Annotated in this window: 19 protein-coding genes; 12 read left to right on the forward strand and 7 right to left on the reverse strand. The window is 40.6% G+C overall.

Annotated elements, in window-relative coordinates:
* The first annotated feature begins 284 nt into the window (after positions 1–284).
* The 6 genes from JWQ85_RS21615 to JWQ85_RS21640 all read left to right on the forward strand — a co-directional run bounded on the left by JWQ85_RS21615 (position 285) and on the right by JWQ85_RS21640 (position 5,234).
* Positions 285–854, forward strand: a complete 570-nt coding sequence (locus JWQ85_RS21615; protein WP_299471718.1) for a thermonuclease family protein — start codon at positions 285–287, stop codon at positions 852–854.
* Between the two features lie 66 nt (positions 855–920).
* On the forward strand, positions 921–3,353 hold the full coding sequence (locus JWQ85_RS21620) for a penicillin acylase family protein (RefSeq protein ID WP_299471720.1): 2,433 nt from the start codon (positions 921–923) through the stop codon (positions 3,351–3,353).
* 4 nt (positions 3,354–3,357) lie between these two features.
* Positions 3,358–3,696, forward strand: a complete 339-nt coding sequence (locus tag JWQ85_RS21625) for a hypothetical protein (protein WP_299471722.1) — start codon at positions 3,358–3,360, stop codon at positions 3,694–3,696.
* 49 nt (positions 3,697–3,745) lie between these two features.
* The gene (locus tag JWQ85_RS21630; protein WP_299471724.1) at positions 3,746–4,126 is read left to right on the forward strand and encodes a DUF5071 domain-containing protein; all 381 of its coding nucleotides are present in this window, start codon (positions 3,746–3,748) and stop codon (positions 4,124–4,126) included.
* A gap of 150 nt (positions 4,127–4,276) precedes the next feature.
* The gene (locus JWQ85_RS21635) at positions 4,277–4,624 is read left to right on the forward strand and encodes a cupin domain-containing protein (protein ID WP_299471726.1); all 348 of its coding nucleotides are present in this window, start codon (positions 4,277–4,279) and stop codon (positions 4,622–4,624) included.
* A gap of 178 nt (positions 4,625–4,802) precedes the next feature.
* The gene (locus JWQ85_RS21640; protein ID WP_299471728.1) at positions 4,803–5,234 is read left to right on the forward strand and encodes a DUF1801 domain-containing protein; all 432 of its coding nucleotides are present in this window, start codon (positions 4,803–4,805) and stop codon (positions 5,232–5,234) included.
* Positions 5,235–5,462: 228 nt separating this feature from the next.
* Here the strand turns inward: JWQ85_RS21640 and JWQ85_RS21645 are convergent, their stop codons facing one another.
* Positions 5,463–6,137 carry a lipid-binding SYLF domain-containing protein gene (locus JWQ85_RS21645; RefSeq protein ID WP_299471730.1) on the reverse strand — a complete coding sequence of 225 codons (675 nt, stop codon included), beginning with the start codon at positions 6,135–6,137 and terminating at the stop codon, positions 5,463–5,465.
* An 83-nt stretch (positions 6,138–6,220) separates the two neighbouring features.
* Positions 6,221–6,706, reverse strand: coding sequence for a DUF1203 domain-containing protein (locus JWQ85_RS21650; RefSeq protein ID WP_299471732.1), 486 nt, complete (start codon positions 6,704–6,706; stop codon positions 6,221–6,223).
* 136 nt (positions 6,707–6,842) lie between these two features.
* Between JWQ85_RS21650 and JWQ85_RS21655 the strand changes: the two genes are divergently transcribed.
* On the forward strand, positions 6,843–7,829 hold the full coding sequence (locus tag JWQ85_RS21655; RefSeq protein WP_299471754.1) for an acyl transferase: 987 nt from the start codon (positions 6,843–6,845) through the stop codon (positions 7,827–7,829).
* Positions 7,830–7,894: 65 nt separating this feature from the next.
* Entirely contained in the window at positions 7,895–8,551 is a 657-nt protein-coding gene (locus tag JWQ85_RS21660; RefSeq protein WP_299471734.1) for a PH domain-containing protein, read from the forward strand.
* 96 nt (positions 8,552–8,647) lie between these two features.
* Here the strand turns inward: JWQ85_RS21660 and JWQ85_RS21665 are convergent, their stop codons facing one another.
* The 5 genes from JWQ85_RS21665 to tyrS form a co-directional block, all read right to left on the reverse strand.
* Positions 8,648–8,914 carry a hypothetical protein gene (locus JWQ85_RS21665; protein ID WP_299471736.1) on the reverse strand — a complete coding sequence of 89 codons (267 nt, stop codon included), beginning with the start codon at positions 8,912–8,914 and terminating at the stop codon, positions 8,648–8,650.
* Between the two features lie 101 nt (positions 8,915–9,015).
* On the reverse strand, positions 9,016–9,900 hold the full coding sequence (locus JWQ85_RS21670; RefSeq protein ID WP_299471738.1) for a GLPGLI family protein: 885 nt from the start codon (positions 9,898–9,900) through the stop codon (positions 9,016–9,018).
* A gap of 89 nt (positions 9,901–9,989) precedes the next feature.
* Positions 9,990–10,442 (reverse strand): RES family NAD+ phosphorylase, encoded by a 453-nt coding sequence (locus tag JWQ85_RS21675; RefSeq protein ID WP_299471740.1) that lies wholly within the window; start codon positions 10,440–10,442, stop codon positions 9,990–9,992.
* Complete coding sequence (locus tag JWQ85_RS21680; RefSeq protein ID WP_299471742.1) at positions 10,443–10,937, reverse strand: antitoxin Xre-like helix-turn-helix domain-containing protein; 495 nt, start codon at positions 10,935–10,937, stop codon at positions 10,443–10,445.
* 37 nt (positions 10,938–10,974) lie between these two features.
* Positions 10,975–12,258 (reverse strand): tyrosine--tRNA ligase, encoded by a 1,284-nt coding sequence (gene tyrS, locus JWQ85_RS21685; RefSeq protein ID WP_299471744.1) that lies wholly within the window; start codon positions 12,256–12,258, stop codon positions 10,975–10,977.
* A 234-nt stretch (positions 12,259–12,492) separates the two neighbouring features.
* Here tyrS and JWQ85_RS21690 point away from each other — a divergent pair, with 234 nt between their 5' ends.
* The 4 genes from JWQ85_RS21690 to JWQ85_RS21705 form a co-directional block, all read left to right on the forward strand.
* On the forward strand, positions 12,493–13,170 hold the full coding sequence (locus tag JWQ85_RS21690) for a hypothetical protein (protein WP_299471746.1): 678 nt from the start codon (positions 12,493–12,495) through the stop codon (positions 13,168–13,170).
* Positions 13,171–13,374: 204 nt separating this feature from the next.
* Positions 13,375–15,393 (forward strand): 30S ribosomal protein S1, encoded by a 2,019-nt coding sequence (rpsA, locus tag JWQ85_RS21695; RefSeq protein WP_299471748.1) that lies wholly within the window; start codon positions 13,375–13,377, stop codon positions 15,391–15,393.
* 150 nt (positions 15,394–15,543) lie between these two features.
* Entirely contained in the window at positions 15,544–16,197 is a 654-nt protein-coding gene (locus JWQ85_RS21700) for a hypothetical protein (protein ID WP_299471750.1), read from the forward strand.
* 121 nt (positions 16,198–16,318) lie between these two features.
* Positions 16,319–16,628, forward strand: a 310-nt coding sequence (locus JWQ85_RS21705) for a phosphoribosyltransferase family protein (protein WP_299471752.1), incomplete at its 3' end; no start/stop codon positions are given.

Genomic DNA, 16,628 nt, shown 5'->3' on the forward strand with positions numbered 1-16,628 from the left:
ACGACATTGATGCATCTATAGCAGACCTTGCAGCGAAAGGTATAGAAGCAGGCAAGGTTGACGAAACCCCATGGGGCCGTTTCGCTACCGTAAAAGATCCGGATGGTAATAGCTGGAGCTTGCATAGCAATTAACTGTTGTCACGCGAAGACGCTAAGACGCAGAAGTGTTTAAATCATCAATTGCGTCACTGCGTCTTTGCGTGAAACAAAATCCTCCGTGCTCTTTGTGTTTTCTCTCCGTGCCCTCTGTGGTTAAATAACACAAATTGATATCTTAGCCCCATGCTCAAAAAGTCCTTTCTCCTTTGCCTGTTTGTCTTTATCCTTTCTATCGGCTGTAATAAAAATGAAACGCTTTACAAAGTTGTGGGTGTAAAAGATGGCGATACTTTGGTGCTGTTATCTCCCGATAACCAGAGTATCACCGTAAGATTATCTGAAATAGATTGCCCCGAAAAGAGCCAGGCATTTGGGCAGGCGGCAAAGCAATTTACTTCCGACCTATGCTTCGGCAAAATGGTGAAGCTTATTGGCAACCAGCACGATCGTTATGGCCGCACAGTAGGGCAGGTAGAACTGGAAAACGGCATCAACGTAAACTATGAGATTGTAAAACAAGGCTACGCCTGGCAATATCGTGCCTATTCAAAAAATATGGAACTGGCTGTATTGGAGCAGCACGCCCGCGAAAGCCGCCTGGGTTTGTGGCAGGATGCCAACCCAACCCCGCCATGGAACTTTAGGAAGGAAGCCAAAACCCAGCGGGTAGAAAAGAAAGTGAAGAAAGCCAAACGGCCATACAAAAAACGCAGATCAAGGAAACAGCGCGATACGGTGGCATTTCAGATTTAACAACTTTTTGAATTTGTAAAATCTTTAGGTGCGTTTTACGTAACTTGCTTGCAAATACCCAACCTAATGAAAGTATTTAAGGCCATCCTATCCATAGTATTTACCCTCGCCCTTATTTGGGCCTTACAAACAAAATTTGGCGATGTACCGCCTCTTGGCGAATTCCTTAATCCCTCAACCGGTTTCTGGCAAAATGCCGAAAGTAAAAACATTATTCCCACAGAAAAATTAGAGCTTAAGGCACTGCAGGGAAAGGTGACCATCAGGTATGATGAGAACATGGTGCCGCATATTTTTGCCGAGAACGATCACGACCTGTACTATGTGCAGGGATATTTAACCGCTAAAGCCCGCCTTTGGCAAATGGATATCCAAACCCGCAGCGCGGCAGGCAGGTTATCAGAAGTTGTTGGACCCAAAGCTTTAGAACTTGACCGCTATCACCGCCGGATGGGTATGACCTATGGCGCCGAACATACCCTGCAAGGCATCATGAAAGACCCGGTGATGAGCAAGGTGATCAACGCTTATAGCGATGGCGTTAATGCTTATATCAAACAACTTAAACCCGGCGGTTATCCTATCGAGTTTAAATTATTGAACTACGCGCCCGAAGAGTGGAAACCTATTAACTCGGCGTATTTGCTGAAACTAATGTCGGAAACCCTGGCAGGCGGCTCTAACGAACTGGCCATGACCAATGTGCTTGATAAATTTGGCGCACAGGTAACCAACGATCTGTTCCCTGATTATCCAACCCACGAAGATCCCATTATCCCCACAGGGACAAAATGGAATTTTAAACCCTTGCCCATACCTGCACCGCCCGCTGCTTTTAAAGCACAAATGCTGGCCAGTATGAAGGATAAGGAAAAGATAGAGGGCATAGGGAGCAATAACTGGGCGGTTAGTGGCTCAAAAACTGCAAATGGTTACCCTATTTTAGCGAACGACCCACATCTGGACCTTACGCTTCCATCCATTTGGTATCAAATGCAAATGTCGGCCCCCGGGGTAAATGTGTATGGCGTTACTTTACCGGGCGCGCCTTGTGTTGTTATTGGTTATAACCAAAAAGTAAGCTGGGGCGTTACGAATGTAGATGCCGATATATTGGATTGGTACCAGGTGAAATTTAAAGATGCTAACCGTACCGAATACTGGTACAACAATAAATGGAATAAGGTTAACCGCAAGGTTGAAGAGATAAAAATACTTGGCCAAAAGCCACTAATTGATACCGTTTTATATACTCATTATGGCCCAGTGGTGTATGATAACGCCGATATGGCTAAAAAAGGCCGGATCAACATACCTGTAGGGAATGCCCTTCGCTGGATAGCGCACGATGAAAGCGACGAGTTTAAAACCTTTTACCTGCTTAACAGGGCAAGCAATTATACCGATTATCGCGAAGCACTAAAGTATTACACAGCCCCGGCGCAGAACTTTATTTTCGCTTCCGCGGATAACGATATCGCCATTACACCAAATGGTAAGTTGCCACTGAAGTATAAAGATCAGGGTAAATTTATTATGGATGGCGGCGACCCGGCTAACGATTGGCACGGCTGGATCCCATTTGATCAAAACCCTACGGTAAAAAATCCACCGCGCGGTTTTGTAAGTTCGGCCAATCAATCATCAACAGACCAAACCTACCCATACTATATTAACTGGAAGTTTGAAGGCTATGAACGTGGCAAACGCATAAACGACCGCCTTACCGCCATGAAAAAAGCCACGGTTGATAGCATGCGCGTTTTACAAACGGACGATTACAGCATCCGTGCACAGGATATACTGCCAACCATGTTAAAATACCTGGATGCCAGTAAACTTGATGATACCCAGCTGGCAGCCTTAGATACCTTAAAGAAATGGGATAAATATTGTAACGCGAAATCTGTTGGGGCCAGCATTTTTAGCAACTGGTGGGTTAGGTTTTACAACCTTACCTGGCGGGATAATTTTGAGGATAAGAAAACACTTTTGTATTATCCTACAATGGACAGGACAGAAACATTACTGATAAAAGAACCAAACTCCACATGGTTTGATAACAAGCGTACCCCAATTGTAGAAACCGCTGCCGATGTATTGAGCAGTTCTTTTAACGCAACTGTTAACGGCTTGGTAAAAGATCATGGTGAAATTGGCGAAAGCTGGCAATGGGGTAAAGTAAAACCCTTTGAAGTAGCTCATCTGGGCCATGTGCCCGGCTTTGGCTCTGGTAATTTTGTATCTGGTGGAACAGGCTCTACCGTAAACGCGCTGATTGACGGGCATGGCCCTTCGTGGCGAATGGTGGTGCAAATGGGGCCACAGGTAAAAGGCTATGGTATTTTCCCCGGCGGGCAATCTGGTAATCCCGGCAGCTTTTTTTATGACGATATGCTGCAAACCTGGAAAGATGGAAAGTTAGAAGAACTGCTGTTCCTGCAATCGGCCACAGAAACATCACCCCGAATTAAAAAAACGTTAACCTTAAGCAAATAGACTTATGCTGTTCCCTGTAATATTGTTATTGGCATTTATAAGCGGTTACCTTTTCCCCTGGTGGGTTGGTTGTATACTGGCCTTTGGCGCCGCCTTCATCTTCGGTAAAAGATCAAGCTGGGCATTTTGGTCGGGCTTTATGGGGTTATCTTTAGCCTGGATAGCATTGGCCTTATTAAAAAGTTTCCCTAACGAACATATACTGGCCACACGTGTAGCGCACATGTTCCATTTACCCAACTGGGGGGTATTATTGGCTGTAACTGCGTTAATTGGCGGGTTGGCAGGAGGGATGTCGGCGTTGTCGGGTTGGTTGGTGAAACGGGCGTTTGAGAAAGGGTAGTGGAAAGGTATTAATATCGACCACAGATTAACAGGGACAGATTATAAAAATGAAAGATTACATTCCAAAAAATAAGTTTGATATTGAAGCAGCTGAACGCCTTAAGCTTCTTGAATTTGAAGCTATAAGCGCAGATATTCCTGAACTATTGGAGTGGCTACAGGATATGAATTGGCCTGTTGCCCATGAGGTAGCACAATATTTAACCCCGCATGTAAATGAAATGAAAGATGAATTGCTTTCTATTTTAAATTCTGATGATGGGATGTGGAAGTATTGGATTGTTTTATTAATAGGCAGATCCCCGAGTAAGCCAGTTCCAGAATTGATGTCAGTTTTAAAAAGGATTTCTGAATACCCATCAAAAATTGAGGTGGAAGATGGAGTTGATGAAATGGCGAAAGATGCACTTGAAAAACTATTGGACTAACCCGCTACCGCAGTCGCTCGGCTCCAGCCGGGTGACGGTTATTAAGCGGCGTCCCGCCGTTATATGAGAATAGGCCGGAGGCCTTATAATAATGATCACTCGGCCGGAGCCGAGCGATTGCGAAGAGAAAGGGCACAAAAACATTAAGCAATGAATACCCAAGATTTAACCATAATTGATATCACTAAAGAGGCCATAACAAACGAGGCATACAAAAATATACCCGTTGCCAGTGTGAATGACCATATAGTAAGAATGGGCGTAATGACCGAACCTTATTTTTGGCATTTGCACCCGGAATCAGACGAAAGTTTTTTGGTCATTGAAGGCTCCATATTTATTGATCTGGAAGATAAAACTGTTGAGTTGTTTCCTAATCAGCTATTTACGATACCCAAAAATGTTATACATCGCACCAGGCCAAATGGAAATAGATCTGTTAACCTAACCTTTGAAAGCAGCAATATGACAACCGTGAGGGTTGATTCACGTATTTAAAATATAGTGAAGTGTGTTTTAGTCATGTTGGTGTTGTCAGCTAAAGCCATGTGATTTTTGGTAGTGTCTCAGTTTGAAATTTGAGTGATGAACCAAAGAAAAGCGGAAATTAGTGTATGATTAAAAATAAAGGGAGATTTGAAAAGGCAAAGTAAGCAACCCATAATCAATATATCATATGAACGTACAAGACCAAATCAACGAGTATATTGCCAGCCAACCTGAACCAAAGCGTACTGACATGCAAGAGTTGCATACGTTCATACTTCAGGTGTTACCGGAATGCAAACTATGGTTCCTGGATGGTAAAAACAGTGAAAATAAAACTGTTTCTAATCCTAATATAGGATATGGATCTTACATCATAAAATATGCTGATGGAAAAACCAGAGAGTTTTATCAAATTGGTATGAGCGCAAACACAACCGGAATCTCTGTCTATGTCCTCGGTATCGAAGATAAGACATACTTAGCCCAAGCGTATGGGAAACAAATAGGCAAGGCGAGTGTGAGCGGATATTGTATTAAATTCAAATCGCTAAAAGATATAAATATGGATATATTTGAAGCGGCAATACGATATGGGGTTAAGGCTACAGGTGAAAATTAAATTTCAAACTGAAACACTACCTGATTTTTCACTTCTATATTATCTATTAAAGTATATTGTTTGTGATTATTCACCCGCTTTAGCGAATAATGGTGTAAGTAATAATCGCAATGAGTTCACAGGCAAACAAAGACCAGTTTTACTCCTTAATTTTATTAAGCTTTCAGCATAACAAAAAAGCCCCAACCATTACCTGGTCGGGGCTTTCACTTTAAGGGGGTGCTTAAATTACAAAGCGTTTAGTGTTGCTTTTAACTCTGTAACAGCTGCAGTTTTATCTACCGATCTTGCAAAGATATCTGCAGATGCAGTGCTTTCGCCGTAGTACGCCTCGTTTGCACTTTTGTTGATCGCCAGGTTAGAGCCGTTGATACTGATACCTGCAAACAAACCCTTACTGCGTGAATAGGAGTAAACTTCGGCCTGTAGTTTATAGTCGGTGCTGGCAGTAGAGCTGCGGCCAACCGGGCCTGCTGCCGCCGAAACATCACCACCAATGGTAAAGTCGCCGCTTTCAACCTTGGCCAAAACGCCTTTATTGCGGAAAACCAAAACCATATCAACCGATTGTACACCAATTTGGAAACCAATGCTGCCACCAGTAAGGGTGATGAATACAGGGTCGCTCCATTTGCCGTCTGCTAATTTCACCATAGCAACACCCTGGCCGCGTTTACCTCCAATGCCAAAACCGGCGTTGATCAGTTTAGGAATAATAACAATACCCTCGTATTCTGCTATCAATTCATGCGGGATGCTTTCTTTCATCTGACTAAACGCTTTGATAACCTTGGTGGCATCGATTATTTTTGCAGTGCCTTTATCATCGGCAGGTTTTGCCGACGCGAGTATGAAAAATGCGCTTAATAAAAGCGGCAGTTTTAAAAATTTTAATGTTTTCATGGGATAGATATATTATGAATGTATTATTTATACAAGCAAATATAACTCCAAAATGAAATATTTATTTCGGCATTTACTGCAGGCTATTGCCAGAATCTTTCAATTTTACATATAAAGCAGCAGGCCTGCGCGTTACGTGCATGCAGATATTCAACATCTGCCCGTTGCTCAAATATCGTTGTTATCAGTTCATCAATGTCTTTGTCGCCCACTGTTTCTGTTAAAATCATCATTTGTTGTTTATTGTAGCCAATAAGTGTTAATGGGAAGCTCTTTTTGTTAGCCTTTATCTCTGGCGGGAAGTGGTGAATGTTACTGTATTCTTCCACTTCATCCTTATTTATAAAAACCGGGCCGGGCTGGTTATAGGCATTTTCGATATCAAAAGGCGAATGCTTAAATAGAAGACGAGTGTCAACCCCCTTTTCAAACGGTTTTAACGATACCCTACATGGGCCAAGGCCGGTAGCTAATTGTTCAATAACCGGGTTGCCAAAATCATCAACCCTTGTTGATCTTATTTTTTGCACGAATGATTTTGATAGCGGTACAATTTTAAATGTGTTCATGATGTTTTTATTTTTCTCAAATCTCCAGCAAATTCACCCCCGGTAAAACCCGATACTTGCGGACTATCCACCCATCTGTCATTTTATATAGGTGAATATCCGCACATCTGCATATTCACACTATCTTTGTGGTAGTATGATACAGCCGGGTAAACAACAGGTATTCGCCATAAATAACGAGCAGGGTTTCGTTGAAACTACTTTACAGGTATTCCAATACCAGGCGACTAATTGCGATGTTTATAAAGAGTTCATTAACGGTTTAAAGGTTGACCCTGCCGGCGTAAAATTGATTGAACAGATCCCATTTTTACCTGTCGAGTTTTTTAAATCGCATAACGTAGTCACCTCTACTAAACCAGATGATGTTGTTTTTACAAGCTCGGGCACTACAGGAATGATCACCAGCAGCCACCACGTTACCGATGTAAGCTGGTACGAAGAAAGCTTCCGCAAGGCGTTCAGTTTATTTTATGGCGATATAAAAGACTATATCGTGTTAGCCCTATTACCCTCATACCTTGAACGTGAAGGTTCATCGCTGATCTATATGGCGCAAGATCTGATAACGCAATCAGGTAACACAAATAGCGGTTTCTTTTTGTACAACCATGAAGAACTTTACAATGTATTGCAAACCCAAAAGCAAGCTGATAAACCAACCTTGCTGATAGGGGTAACCTTTGCTTTGCTTGATTTTATTGATAATTATAAAATTGATTTTCCCGAACTGATAGTGATGGAAACCGGAGGGATGAAAGGCCGCCGTAAGGAAATGATCCGCGAGGAATTACATAATGCGTTATGCTCCGGGTTTGGCGTATCTGCTATCCATTCGGAGTATGGAATGACGGAACTTTTATCACAGGCTTATTCAAAAGGAGAGGGCATATTTAATTGCCCGCTATGGATGAAGATCATCACAAGGGATACCAACGACCCTTTTACATTGGTGAGTGCCGGCAAAACAGGCGGCGTAAATATTATCGATCTGGCCAATATTAACTCCTGCTCGTTCATTGCTACGCAAGACTTAGGGAAAGTTTATGAGGATGGCTCCTTCGAGGTTTTAGGGCGCTTTGATAATTCCGATATCCGGGGCTGCAACTTACTGGTAAGCTAAAAGTTAAATTTACAAAGGGTTATAATAATATTCTTATTTTTGCCTCAATAAAGAACATTAATATCATGATCGATAAATTCTTACGCGACGAACAAGATCCTAAAGCCGTTGAAAAAGTTTACAGCCGTTTGGTTGATCTGCTTACAACAGGCGAGGAAATAATATATATAGCAGTACAAAAAAAACCTATTGTAAACCTTTTTCCTGACTGTATAGCGCTCACTAACAAACGTATCCTGTTCTTTACCCCGGCAAACCTGGGGCTATCCATCAAATTTGTTGATTTTGTATGGAAAGATATTGTTGACGTTTATACCAAAGAGGAAATTATAGGTGCTGTATTTAGCGCTAAAACTACAATAGGTACCGAAATGGGTGTAGATTATCTGCCCAAAGTACAGGCTCGTAAGCTGTACCAATACGCCCAGGAACGTAAAGAGGCCGAGCGTGAAGCCCGCCGCCTGCGCGAACTGGAAGAAAAACGTGCCGAATCTGGTTCAGTACAAATTGACCATACGCAACAAGCGGCGCATCAACCGTTTACACAACAGCAACAACAGCCTGTTGTTTCAACCCCACCGCCTGCACCGGTTGTACATGAAGAGCCTAAAAAGGACGAGCTTACCGAGAAACTGAAAAGACTGAAAACCCTTTTCGAGAATGGGCTGATCTCACAAGAGGAATACAACCATAAAAAACTGGAGCTGTTAAGCGACTTTTAAGTATATACAGAAACCCACCAAAAGCGGGTTTGCTTTTTTTAAGGGTAATTGTATGGCTTATTATCACCGGGTATTGTTTTTGCAAACAGGGGGATGTTATTTTGCGCAGGCAACTTCAGTTACAACCCTTCCTCCACCTTCAGTATTTGCTGTATTGCCCCTGGCTGTTTCATAGTATCTTATTTCTTCCTCAGTTTTATCGCAAACCTCCTGATCGGCTGATGTTGCGAAATGGCCATTATCTGGCTCGTAAGTAGTTATTTTTATTGTGCATGTCCAGCACATGTTGCCCTTTTTATCTTTTTTACAAGCATAAAAAGCAATTGCGACACAAAATAAAACGAAGAGTAATATTTTTTTCATGATAAAAAAGTTAGTTACCCAAATATAAAAACATTAACTAATTTATTAGTAGATATATTTATTAAACAAAAAAATTGAACTCTTTTTGATAATGTCCAGGCCTATTTTTTTTCGGGCAATTCTATCGGGTTGTTGTTAACCCTCGAATTACCATCAGTCGCTTTTACCACATTAATACTTGATATCTTGCTGGGGTCTATATTATCCATAGCTGCTGCTATTCCCCTTCTTTTTCCCGTGCCACCGCCACGCGATGCCTTGTTAAAGCCAGCAGGGTCTTTAGCTCTTGCTTCCTTTAGCCTTGCCAAATCTTGCGGAGTGGTTTTAATATCATCTGCAGGGGGTAAAATGGTTTGATTCAGGTTGCTGATATCCTCAAAGCTGTTAAATTTAAATATCACCTCCTTTTTGGTATCAGATGCTTCTATTATCAGTCCCGGTAAGCCGTTAAGTTTCCAGGGGCCGGCATGAAAAGGCAGGTCTGTGCAAAACCACGCTTCATACTCCCGACCTTTAAAATGAGCGGTTGCTTTTTGGCAATGCAATGCCCCAATGCTTAAAGTGTCTTTTTGTATTTTCCATTTAATGACAGGTAAAGGCTCTTCTACCAAATAATAATTGACTATCTGTTCTTCGGTATATAGCTTTTTATCATTTGTATATTGGTAATATTCCTCGCTGCTTACCGCACCACCGCCGGTAATAGTAAGGTTAAGGTGGTTAGGGTCGGTCGCGCTTTTTACCTGGTTGGCTATTTGGTTAGCAAACATTTCTTCCTGTTGTTGTTTGGTAATGCTGTGATAGGCGCTGGCATTACGGCCCAATATTAAAGCCATGGTTTCTTTATAGGGCTTGCCGCGGTTAGCAGTGTCGCGAACGTGGATGAGCTCGTAGGTGGCTTTACCAATGGCAACATCCGCTTTTTGTGCAACAGAGTTAATGGTCAATAACAGTAAAAATGCAAAACTTAATAATAGCCTTTCCATAGATCACTCATTAATATCCGATAAAACTAAATATTTAGTTTGAAATAAGAATAGCTTTGTTGTAATTTATTTTTTACGGATAAGAATAGCTAAAGTAGCCTGTCGTCGAAGCTAAAAGGGTAGATGTTTAGAATTTTAACCTTACTAATATCGGTATGCCGGGGGTTAAGCAGGTAGTTATATTCCTCGGGCACTACTGATGATGGCACTTTCATCAGTAAGTATTTAGTTTCTTTAATAAATTGATTGCCTAAAGTTTTTAATTCGGCGGGGGATGAAGCATCCTGCCAGTTATCTGGCAGGGACTTAATATCGAGGGTTAAAATACTATCATCAGGCACTTCAATTTGGGCAAGGCAAAAATTGGGTGGGGTAAATAGTGGCTGCAGGTGCACTAAAACTTCTAACACAGCCAAAGCCCGGGATGATGCAAGGTATACAACCGCGTTCCCTTTACTGTTCCAACGTGCACCATATAAGCGCGCGCCCATACCATCAAGATTGGTTATGTAATTACAATTAGCAATGCGGTAAAGAATCATTTATACAAAAATGCCGTGCTCTATACGGCCCAGTTCGTTAAAAACCATATCAAAGCCTGCAGAAGTATCTAAAAATGTAACTGGTGCCTCGCCATTAAATATAATGCTTGGGGCTTTTATCCAAAGTTTAAACTTATCCATAGATCCAAAAACTTCCTCGCCGCGGGTATACAGGCGGGCAAGCTCAACGGCCTTTTCGGCGTACTCGGTTTTGATGATGGCATCATCCTCGTAACGTTGTAAAGTACGCTCAGAGATATGCAGGATATTGGCTAACTCCTGAATGTTTAGAGATATTTTTTTTGCTAAAGTTAACAGGGCTTTTTTCGGAAAGCCCTGGCGTGCCAGGTTAATGATGTCAAAATCAGAAGAAGGTTTTGCTGTTTTGGCACCACCTAACAAATTATAAAACGGGGTTGATGAAGCCTGGGTAATATACATTGCCATAGGTTCATTAACCTCGTTTTTTGCAGTATGTTTTATTTTGTACGACATTTATACAAATATAAATACCATTTGTCGTATTATCAAATTATTCAACAACAATTAAAAAATAATTTTTCTTGCCTTTTTGCGCCACTAAGTATTTGTTATTGATAAGGTTATCAACGTTATAAATGTCTTCTGGGGTGTTTGTTTTTTCTTTATTTATAGCCACACCACCACCTTGTATCATTTTTTTAGCTTCGCCTTTTGATGGGAATACCGCAGTTTTACCTGCCAAAAGTTCTGTTGCGTTTATGCCTGTTTCAAATTCACTTTTATCTACCGCAAAATTAGGTACGCCACTAAACAAGGCAATTACTTCTTCATCGTTAAGTTCGTTTAAAAACTCAATGCCGGTATTGCCGAATAAAAATTCAGATGATTTTATCGCTTTTTCAAATCCGGCTTCGCCGTGTACGCGTAATGTGATATCTTTTGCCAAAGCTTTTTGCAATACACGTGTATGCGGTGCTGCATCGTGCTCTGTCTCCATTGCTTCAATAACCTCGCGTTCAGATAAAGTAAATATGCGGATGTATGCCTTAGCATCAACATCAGTAGTATTTAACCAAAACTGGTAAAACTGGTAAGGCGATGTACGCGCCGGGTCAAGCCAAACCGCGCCACTCTCGGTTTTACCGAATTTGGTTCCATCTGCTTTTTTAATTAACTGGGTAGTTAAGGCATAAGCCTCGCCTGCATCTTTACGGCGGATAAGCTCCGTACCGGTAACAATATTGCCCCACTGGTCGCTGCCGCCCATTTGCAATACGCAATTCTTATTCTTCCACAGGTAGTAAAAATCGTAACCCTGTACCAGTTGGTAAGTAAATTCGGTGAACGACATGCCGGTTTCGCCTTCCAGTCGTTTCTTAACCGAATCCTTAGCCATCATATAATTAACGGTAAGGTGTTTACCTACATCACGTATAAAATCTAAAAAGGTGAAGTTTTTAAACCAGTCGTAATTGTTCACCATTTCGGCGCTGTTGGCACCGCTATTAAAATCCAGGAATTTTTCAAGTTGCGCCTGTACAGATTTTAGGTTGTGGTTCAATACATCCTCTGATAGTAAATTACGCTCTGCCGATTTACCTGATGGATCGCCAACCATACCGGTAGCGCCGCCAACCAGGGCATAAGGCTTGTGGCCTGCACGCTGGAAATGTATCAGGGTCATGATCTGGGTTAAGTGGCCTACGTGCAACGAATCGGCAGTAGGGTCAAAACCAATATATCCCGAAGCCATGCCCTTGTTCAAATGTTCTTCGGTGCCGGGCATAATATCATGCAGCATGCCTCTCCAGCGTAATTCTTCAACAAAATTCATATTATAAATGTGCAAATGTGCGAATGTGCAAATATGCAAATTAACAAGCATGTGGCAACTGATAAATTAAACATCTGCACACTTGCATATTTGCACATCTGCACATATATTCTGGTGTGATACTTGTTAAAATAGAGTTATTAAACGGTCATTATATTATAATATCTGTTGCCCGTCCTAAATTTTTAGCCCGATTTTTGTAATTTGTTCCGAACACTCATACCAGCGCCGCCTATGAATTTTCTTTCGCACTATTATTTTGACCGGGATACTACCGATTGCTACTTTACATTAGGCACCGTATTGCCTGATCTGTTAAAGAATGCAGACAAAACTATAGTGCTGCACCCTGAGAAGTTGGTGCATACCGATCCAAAAGTTAATTCGATTATACAGGGCTGGAACAAACATTTGCTGGTAGATAAACACTTCCACTCCGCCGATTTCTTTCTTACCCACTCGCACAACCTGAAAAACCTGCTTGCACCCGCTATAGTAGGGTCGCCGGTTAAGCCTTTCTTTTTAGGGCATATCGCTATCGAGCTGATACTGGATAACCTGCTCATCACCACAAATGAGATAATTGTAAGTGACTTTTATGATCACCTGGATAATTGCGAATTAGCAATTATTCGCGAATTTTTGGTTTTTGCGGAGATGAAAAACCCGGATGTATTCTTTAAATTTTATGAAGAGTTTAAGCGCAGCCGCTATTTAAACACCTATATTAATATAGAGCAGGTAACTTACGCCCTTAAACGCATTTGCATGCGGGTATGGCGCAATCCGTTTACTCCGCAGCAGGAGGACGAAATGACAGGCCTGTTATTAGATTATCGCCTTGGATTGATAGCAAATTTCATGAGCATATATAACGAGATAGGGGCGAAGCTGAATTATCCGGAAGTGTAATCTGGAAAATTGAGGCTATGCGTTGCAAAAATATTAGCGCAATAATTACATATCTGCATCAGGATCCCATCAAAATCATTAACTTTTTCAATAAAAGTGCTTAAAAACCAATATTTAACATTAAATATATTTTTATAGATAAAAATTATATCCGTACCTTTGCAGTCCCAATTAAGTGTTGGGAAAAAGGAGTAAAATTTATTAATGGCAAAAAAACAAGAAGCAGAAAAAGAATTAAAAGCTAAGGAAGCTGAGCTGGGTACAGTTACGGCAACCGCAGAAAAAGAAACAATTGAATCAGAAGCTGATTCAATATCAATCGAAGAGATCAAATCTCAAATTGCATCTACACCTGATCAGGATTTTGACTGGGATGCAGATGACAAAAAATTTGGTAACTACAGCGATAGCGACCGCGAGAAATTAGAGAAACTTTACGACGGAACATTCAGTTCAATCACTAAAGGCGAAATTATCTCAGGTATTGTTGTAAATATCAATAACAAAGATGTGGTATTAAACATCGGATTTAAATCTGACGGTTTGGTATCTGTTTCTGAGTTCCGTGATACACCAGACCTTAAAGTTGGTGATAGCGTTGAAGTATTTGTAGAATCACAAGAAGATGCTAACGGTCAGTTAGTGCTTTCTCGTAAACGTGCAAAAACTCAAAAATCATGGGAGCGTATTAATTCGGCACTGGATAATGATGAGATCATCACAGGTTTTGTTAAGAGCAGAACTAAAGGTGGTTTAATTGTAGATATAATGGGCGTTGAAGCCTTTTTACCAGGTTCACAAATTGATATCAAACCTATCAGGGATTATGATATCTATGTGGGTAAAACAATGGAATTCAAAGTTGTTAAGATCAACCACGAGTTTAAAAACGTAGTGGTATCGCACAAAGTGCTGATTGAAGATGATTTGGAAAACCAAAAAACCGAAATTGTGGCCAAACTTGAAAAAGGCCAGGTATTGGAAGGTACCGTTAAAAACATTACCGACTTTGGTGTATTTATTGACCTTGGTGGTGTTGACGGTTTACTACACATTACAGATATATCTTGGGGCCGTATCGAGCATCCAAGAGAAGTTCTTGCATTGGATCAGAAGATCAACGTTGTTGTTCTTGATTTTGATGACGAGAAAAAACGTATCGCTTTAGGTTTAAAACAATTAACCCCACACCCTTGGCAGTCATTAGATGAAAATCTACAGATTGGTTCAAAGGTTAAAGGTAAAATTGTAACTGTTGCAGATTACGGCGCTTTCTTAGAAATCATCCCGGGTGTTGAAGGTTTGATCCACGTGTCAGAAATGTCATGGTCTCAAAACCTGCGTAACCCTCAGGAATTCCTGAAAGTTGGCGACGAAGTTGAAGCTCAGGTATTAACCTTAGATCGCGACGAGCGCAAAATGAGTTTAGGTATTAAGCAATTAACTCCTGATCCATGGCAAAACGCTGGCGAGAAATACGCTATTGGTACTCAGCACATCGCTACAGTTAAAAACATGACCAACTTTGGCGTGTTTGTTGAACTGGAAGATGGAATTGACGGCTTGATCCACATCTCTGACCTATCTTGGTCTAAAAAAGTAAACCACCCTAACGAATTTACTAAGGTTGGCGAAAAATTAGACGTAATAGTTTTAGAGCTTGATATCGATAACCGTAAATTAAGCTTAGGCCACAAACAGCTTGAAGAAAACCCTTGGGATACTTTTGAAACCATCTTCACTATTGATTCAATACATGAAGGTACCGTGTTAAAAGTAACTGATAAAGGTGCTATCGTAGCTTTACCTTACGGTGTTGAAGGCTTCTGCCCAACCAAACACCTGGTTAAAGAAGACGGTAAATCTATCAAAGCTGAAGAAACTGCTGAATTCAAGATCATCGAATTCAACAAAGAAAACAAGCGTATTGTAATTTCACACTCACGTATATGGGAAGAAGCTCGTACTGATGCTCGTGTACAAGAATTCGAAAACCGTAAAAAAGAAGCAAAATCTGCTAACAACGCGGTTAAGAAAGTGAAAGAATCAGTAGAGAAATCAACTTTAGGTGACCTTAGCGTTCTTGCTCAGTTAAAAGAGCAAATGGAAGGTGCAGAAAACAAAGCAGCTAAAAAAGCTCCTGTTGCTGCTGCTCCAGCTAAAAAAGCAGAACCAGAAGCTGAAGCTCCTGCTGCTGAAACTGAAGAAGAAGAAGCTAAATAAGCTTTTAAATATTCAATACCAAAGCCCTTCCGATCAATCGGAAGGGCTTTTTTTGTGCTTATTAATTATTGTATTAGATTTATATGCTTAGGTGTAGTAAACTTATGAAATTCAAAAAGTAAAGCTTAATTCAACTATTATAATCATCAAATGAAAGAGCTATTGTTGAAGGATTACGAACAACTGGTCGAATTTTATTCCGCTGGTAGTATCTCACATATGCGCGCATTATATCACAAACTTTTGAAAATCAAAAGGAACCTTTTATTGGGTAGAATTAAGTTAAATGGGGTAAATGAAACTGTAGTTGATGATGAAAATGCTTTTGTCAGTTGGGTTGGCTCAAATTTTCCTGATATGGAACAGTATCTATGGGAAAAAGATATCCCGAAAGTATTTGATGAAATCGAATTTCCACGATTTCAAAAAACTGATATAATGCCTTCAGATGTAAATATTAACATTTTAAAAAGAATAAGAAATATTGAAATATGGGGAACTGAACATAAGATAAAGCAAACTTGTGAGAAAATTGAATCTGTTGTATTTGATATTGATCTGTTGACATTTTATTTAAGTAATAACGCCTTTCTACAGATTTTTGACCCACAGCAATTACAGGATAGCCAATACTGTTTAACAATAAATGGTGCGTCTAAGATTGTTTTAGTGTATCCAAAAAAGGAAATTAGGCAGTTTGCAACTATAAATGAAAAAGTTGTGGAGGTGTTTTCGAACAAGGTACTGCTTCATCTTTTAGATGTTAGTTCTGTTTTTATAAATGCTATTGAAATAATAAAATAAATTATATACCAAAGCCTCACAATTATCAGGGGGCTTTTTTATAGATTGATTTCAACTAATCTCTGTGCACTATTCCACAAATCAGCAAAAAAAATTACCTTTGCCCAAATCCACCCATACGATGCAAAATCTAACGCTGCTCGACGGTCAAAAATTTCAAATAACAATTCAGCGTTTATGTCGTCAATTAATTGAAAATCATAACGATTTTTCCGGCTCGGTTTTAATTGGCATACAGCCCCGGGGCATTTACCTAGCCAAACGCGTTGCCGAAGAACTTAGAAAGATATTACCCCATAACAACATAGAACAGGGCGACCTGGATATCACCTTTTACCGCGACGATTTTCGCAGGCAGGGATCACCACTGGTGCCCAACCAAACTAAAATAGATTTTATTATAGAGGGTAAAAAGGTGATAATGATGGATG

This window comes from Mucilaginibacter sp. (assembly GCF_028288105.1).
Taxonomy (GTDB): domain Bacteria; phylum Bacteroidota; class Bacteroidia; order Sphingobacteriales; family Sphingobacteriaceae; genus Mucilaginibacter.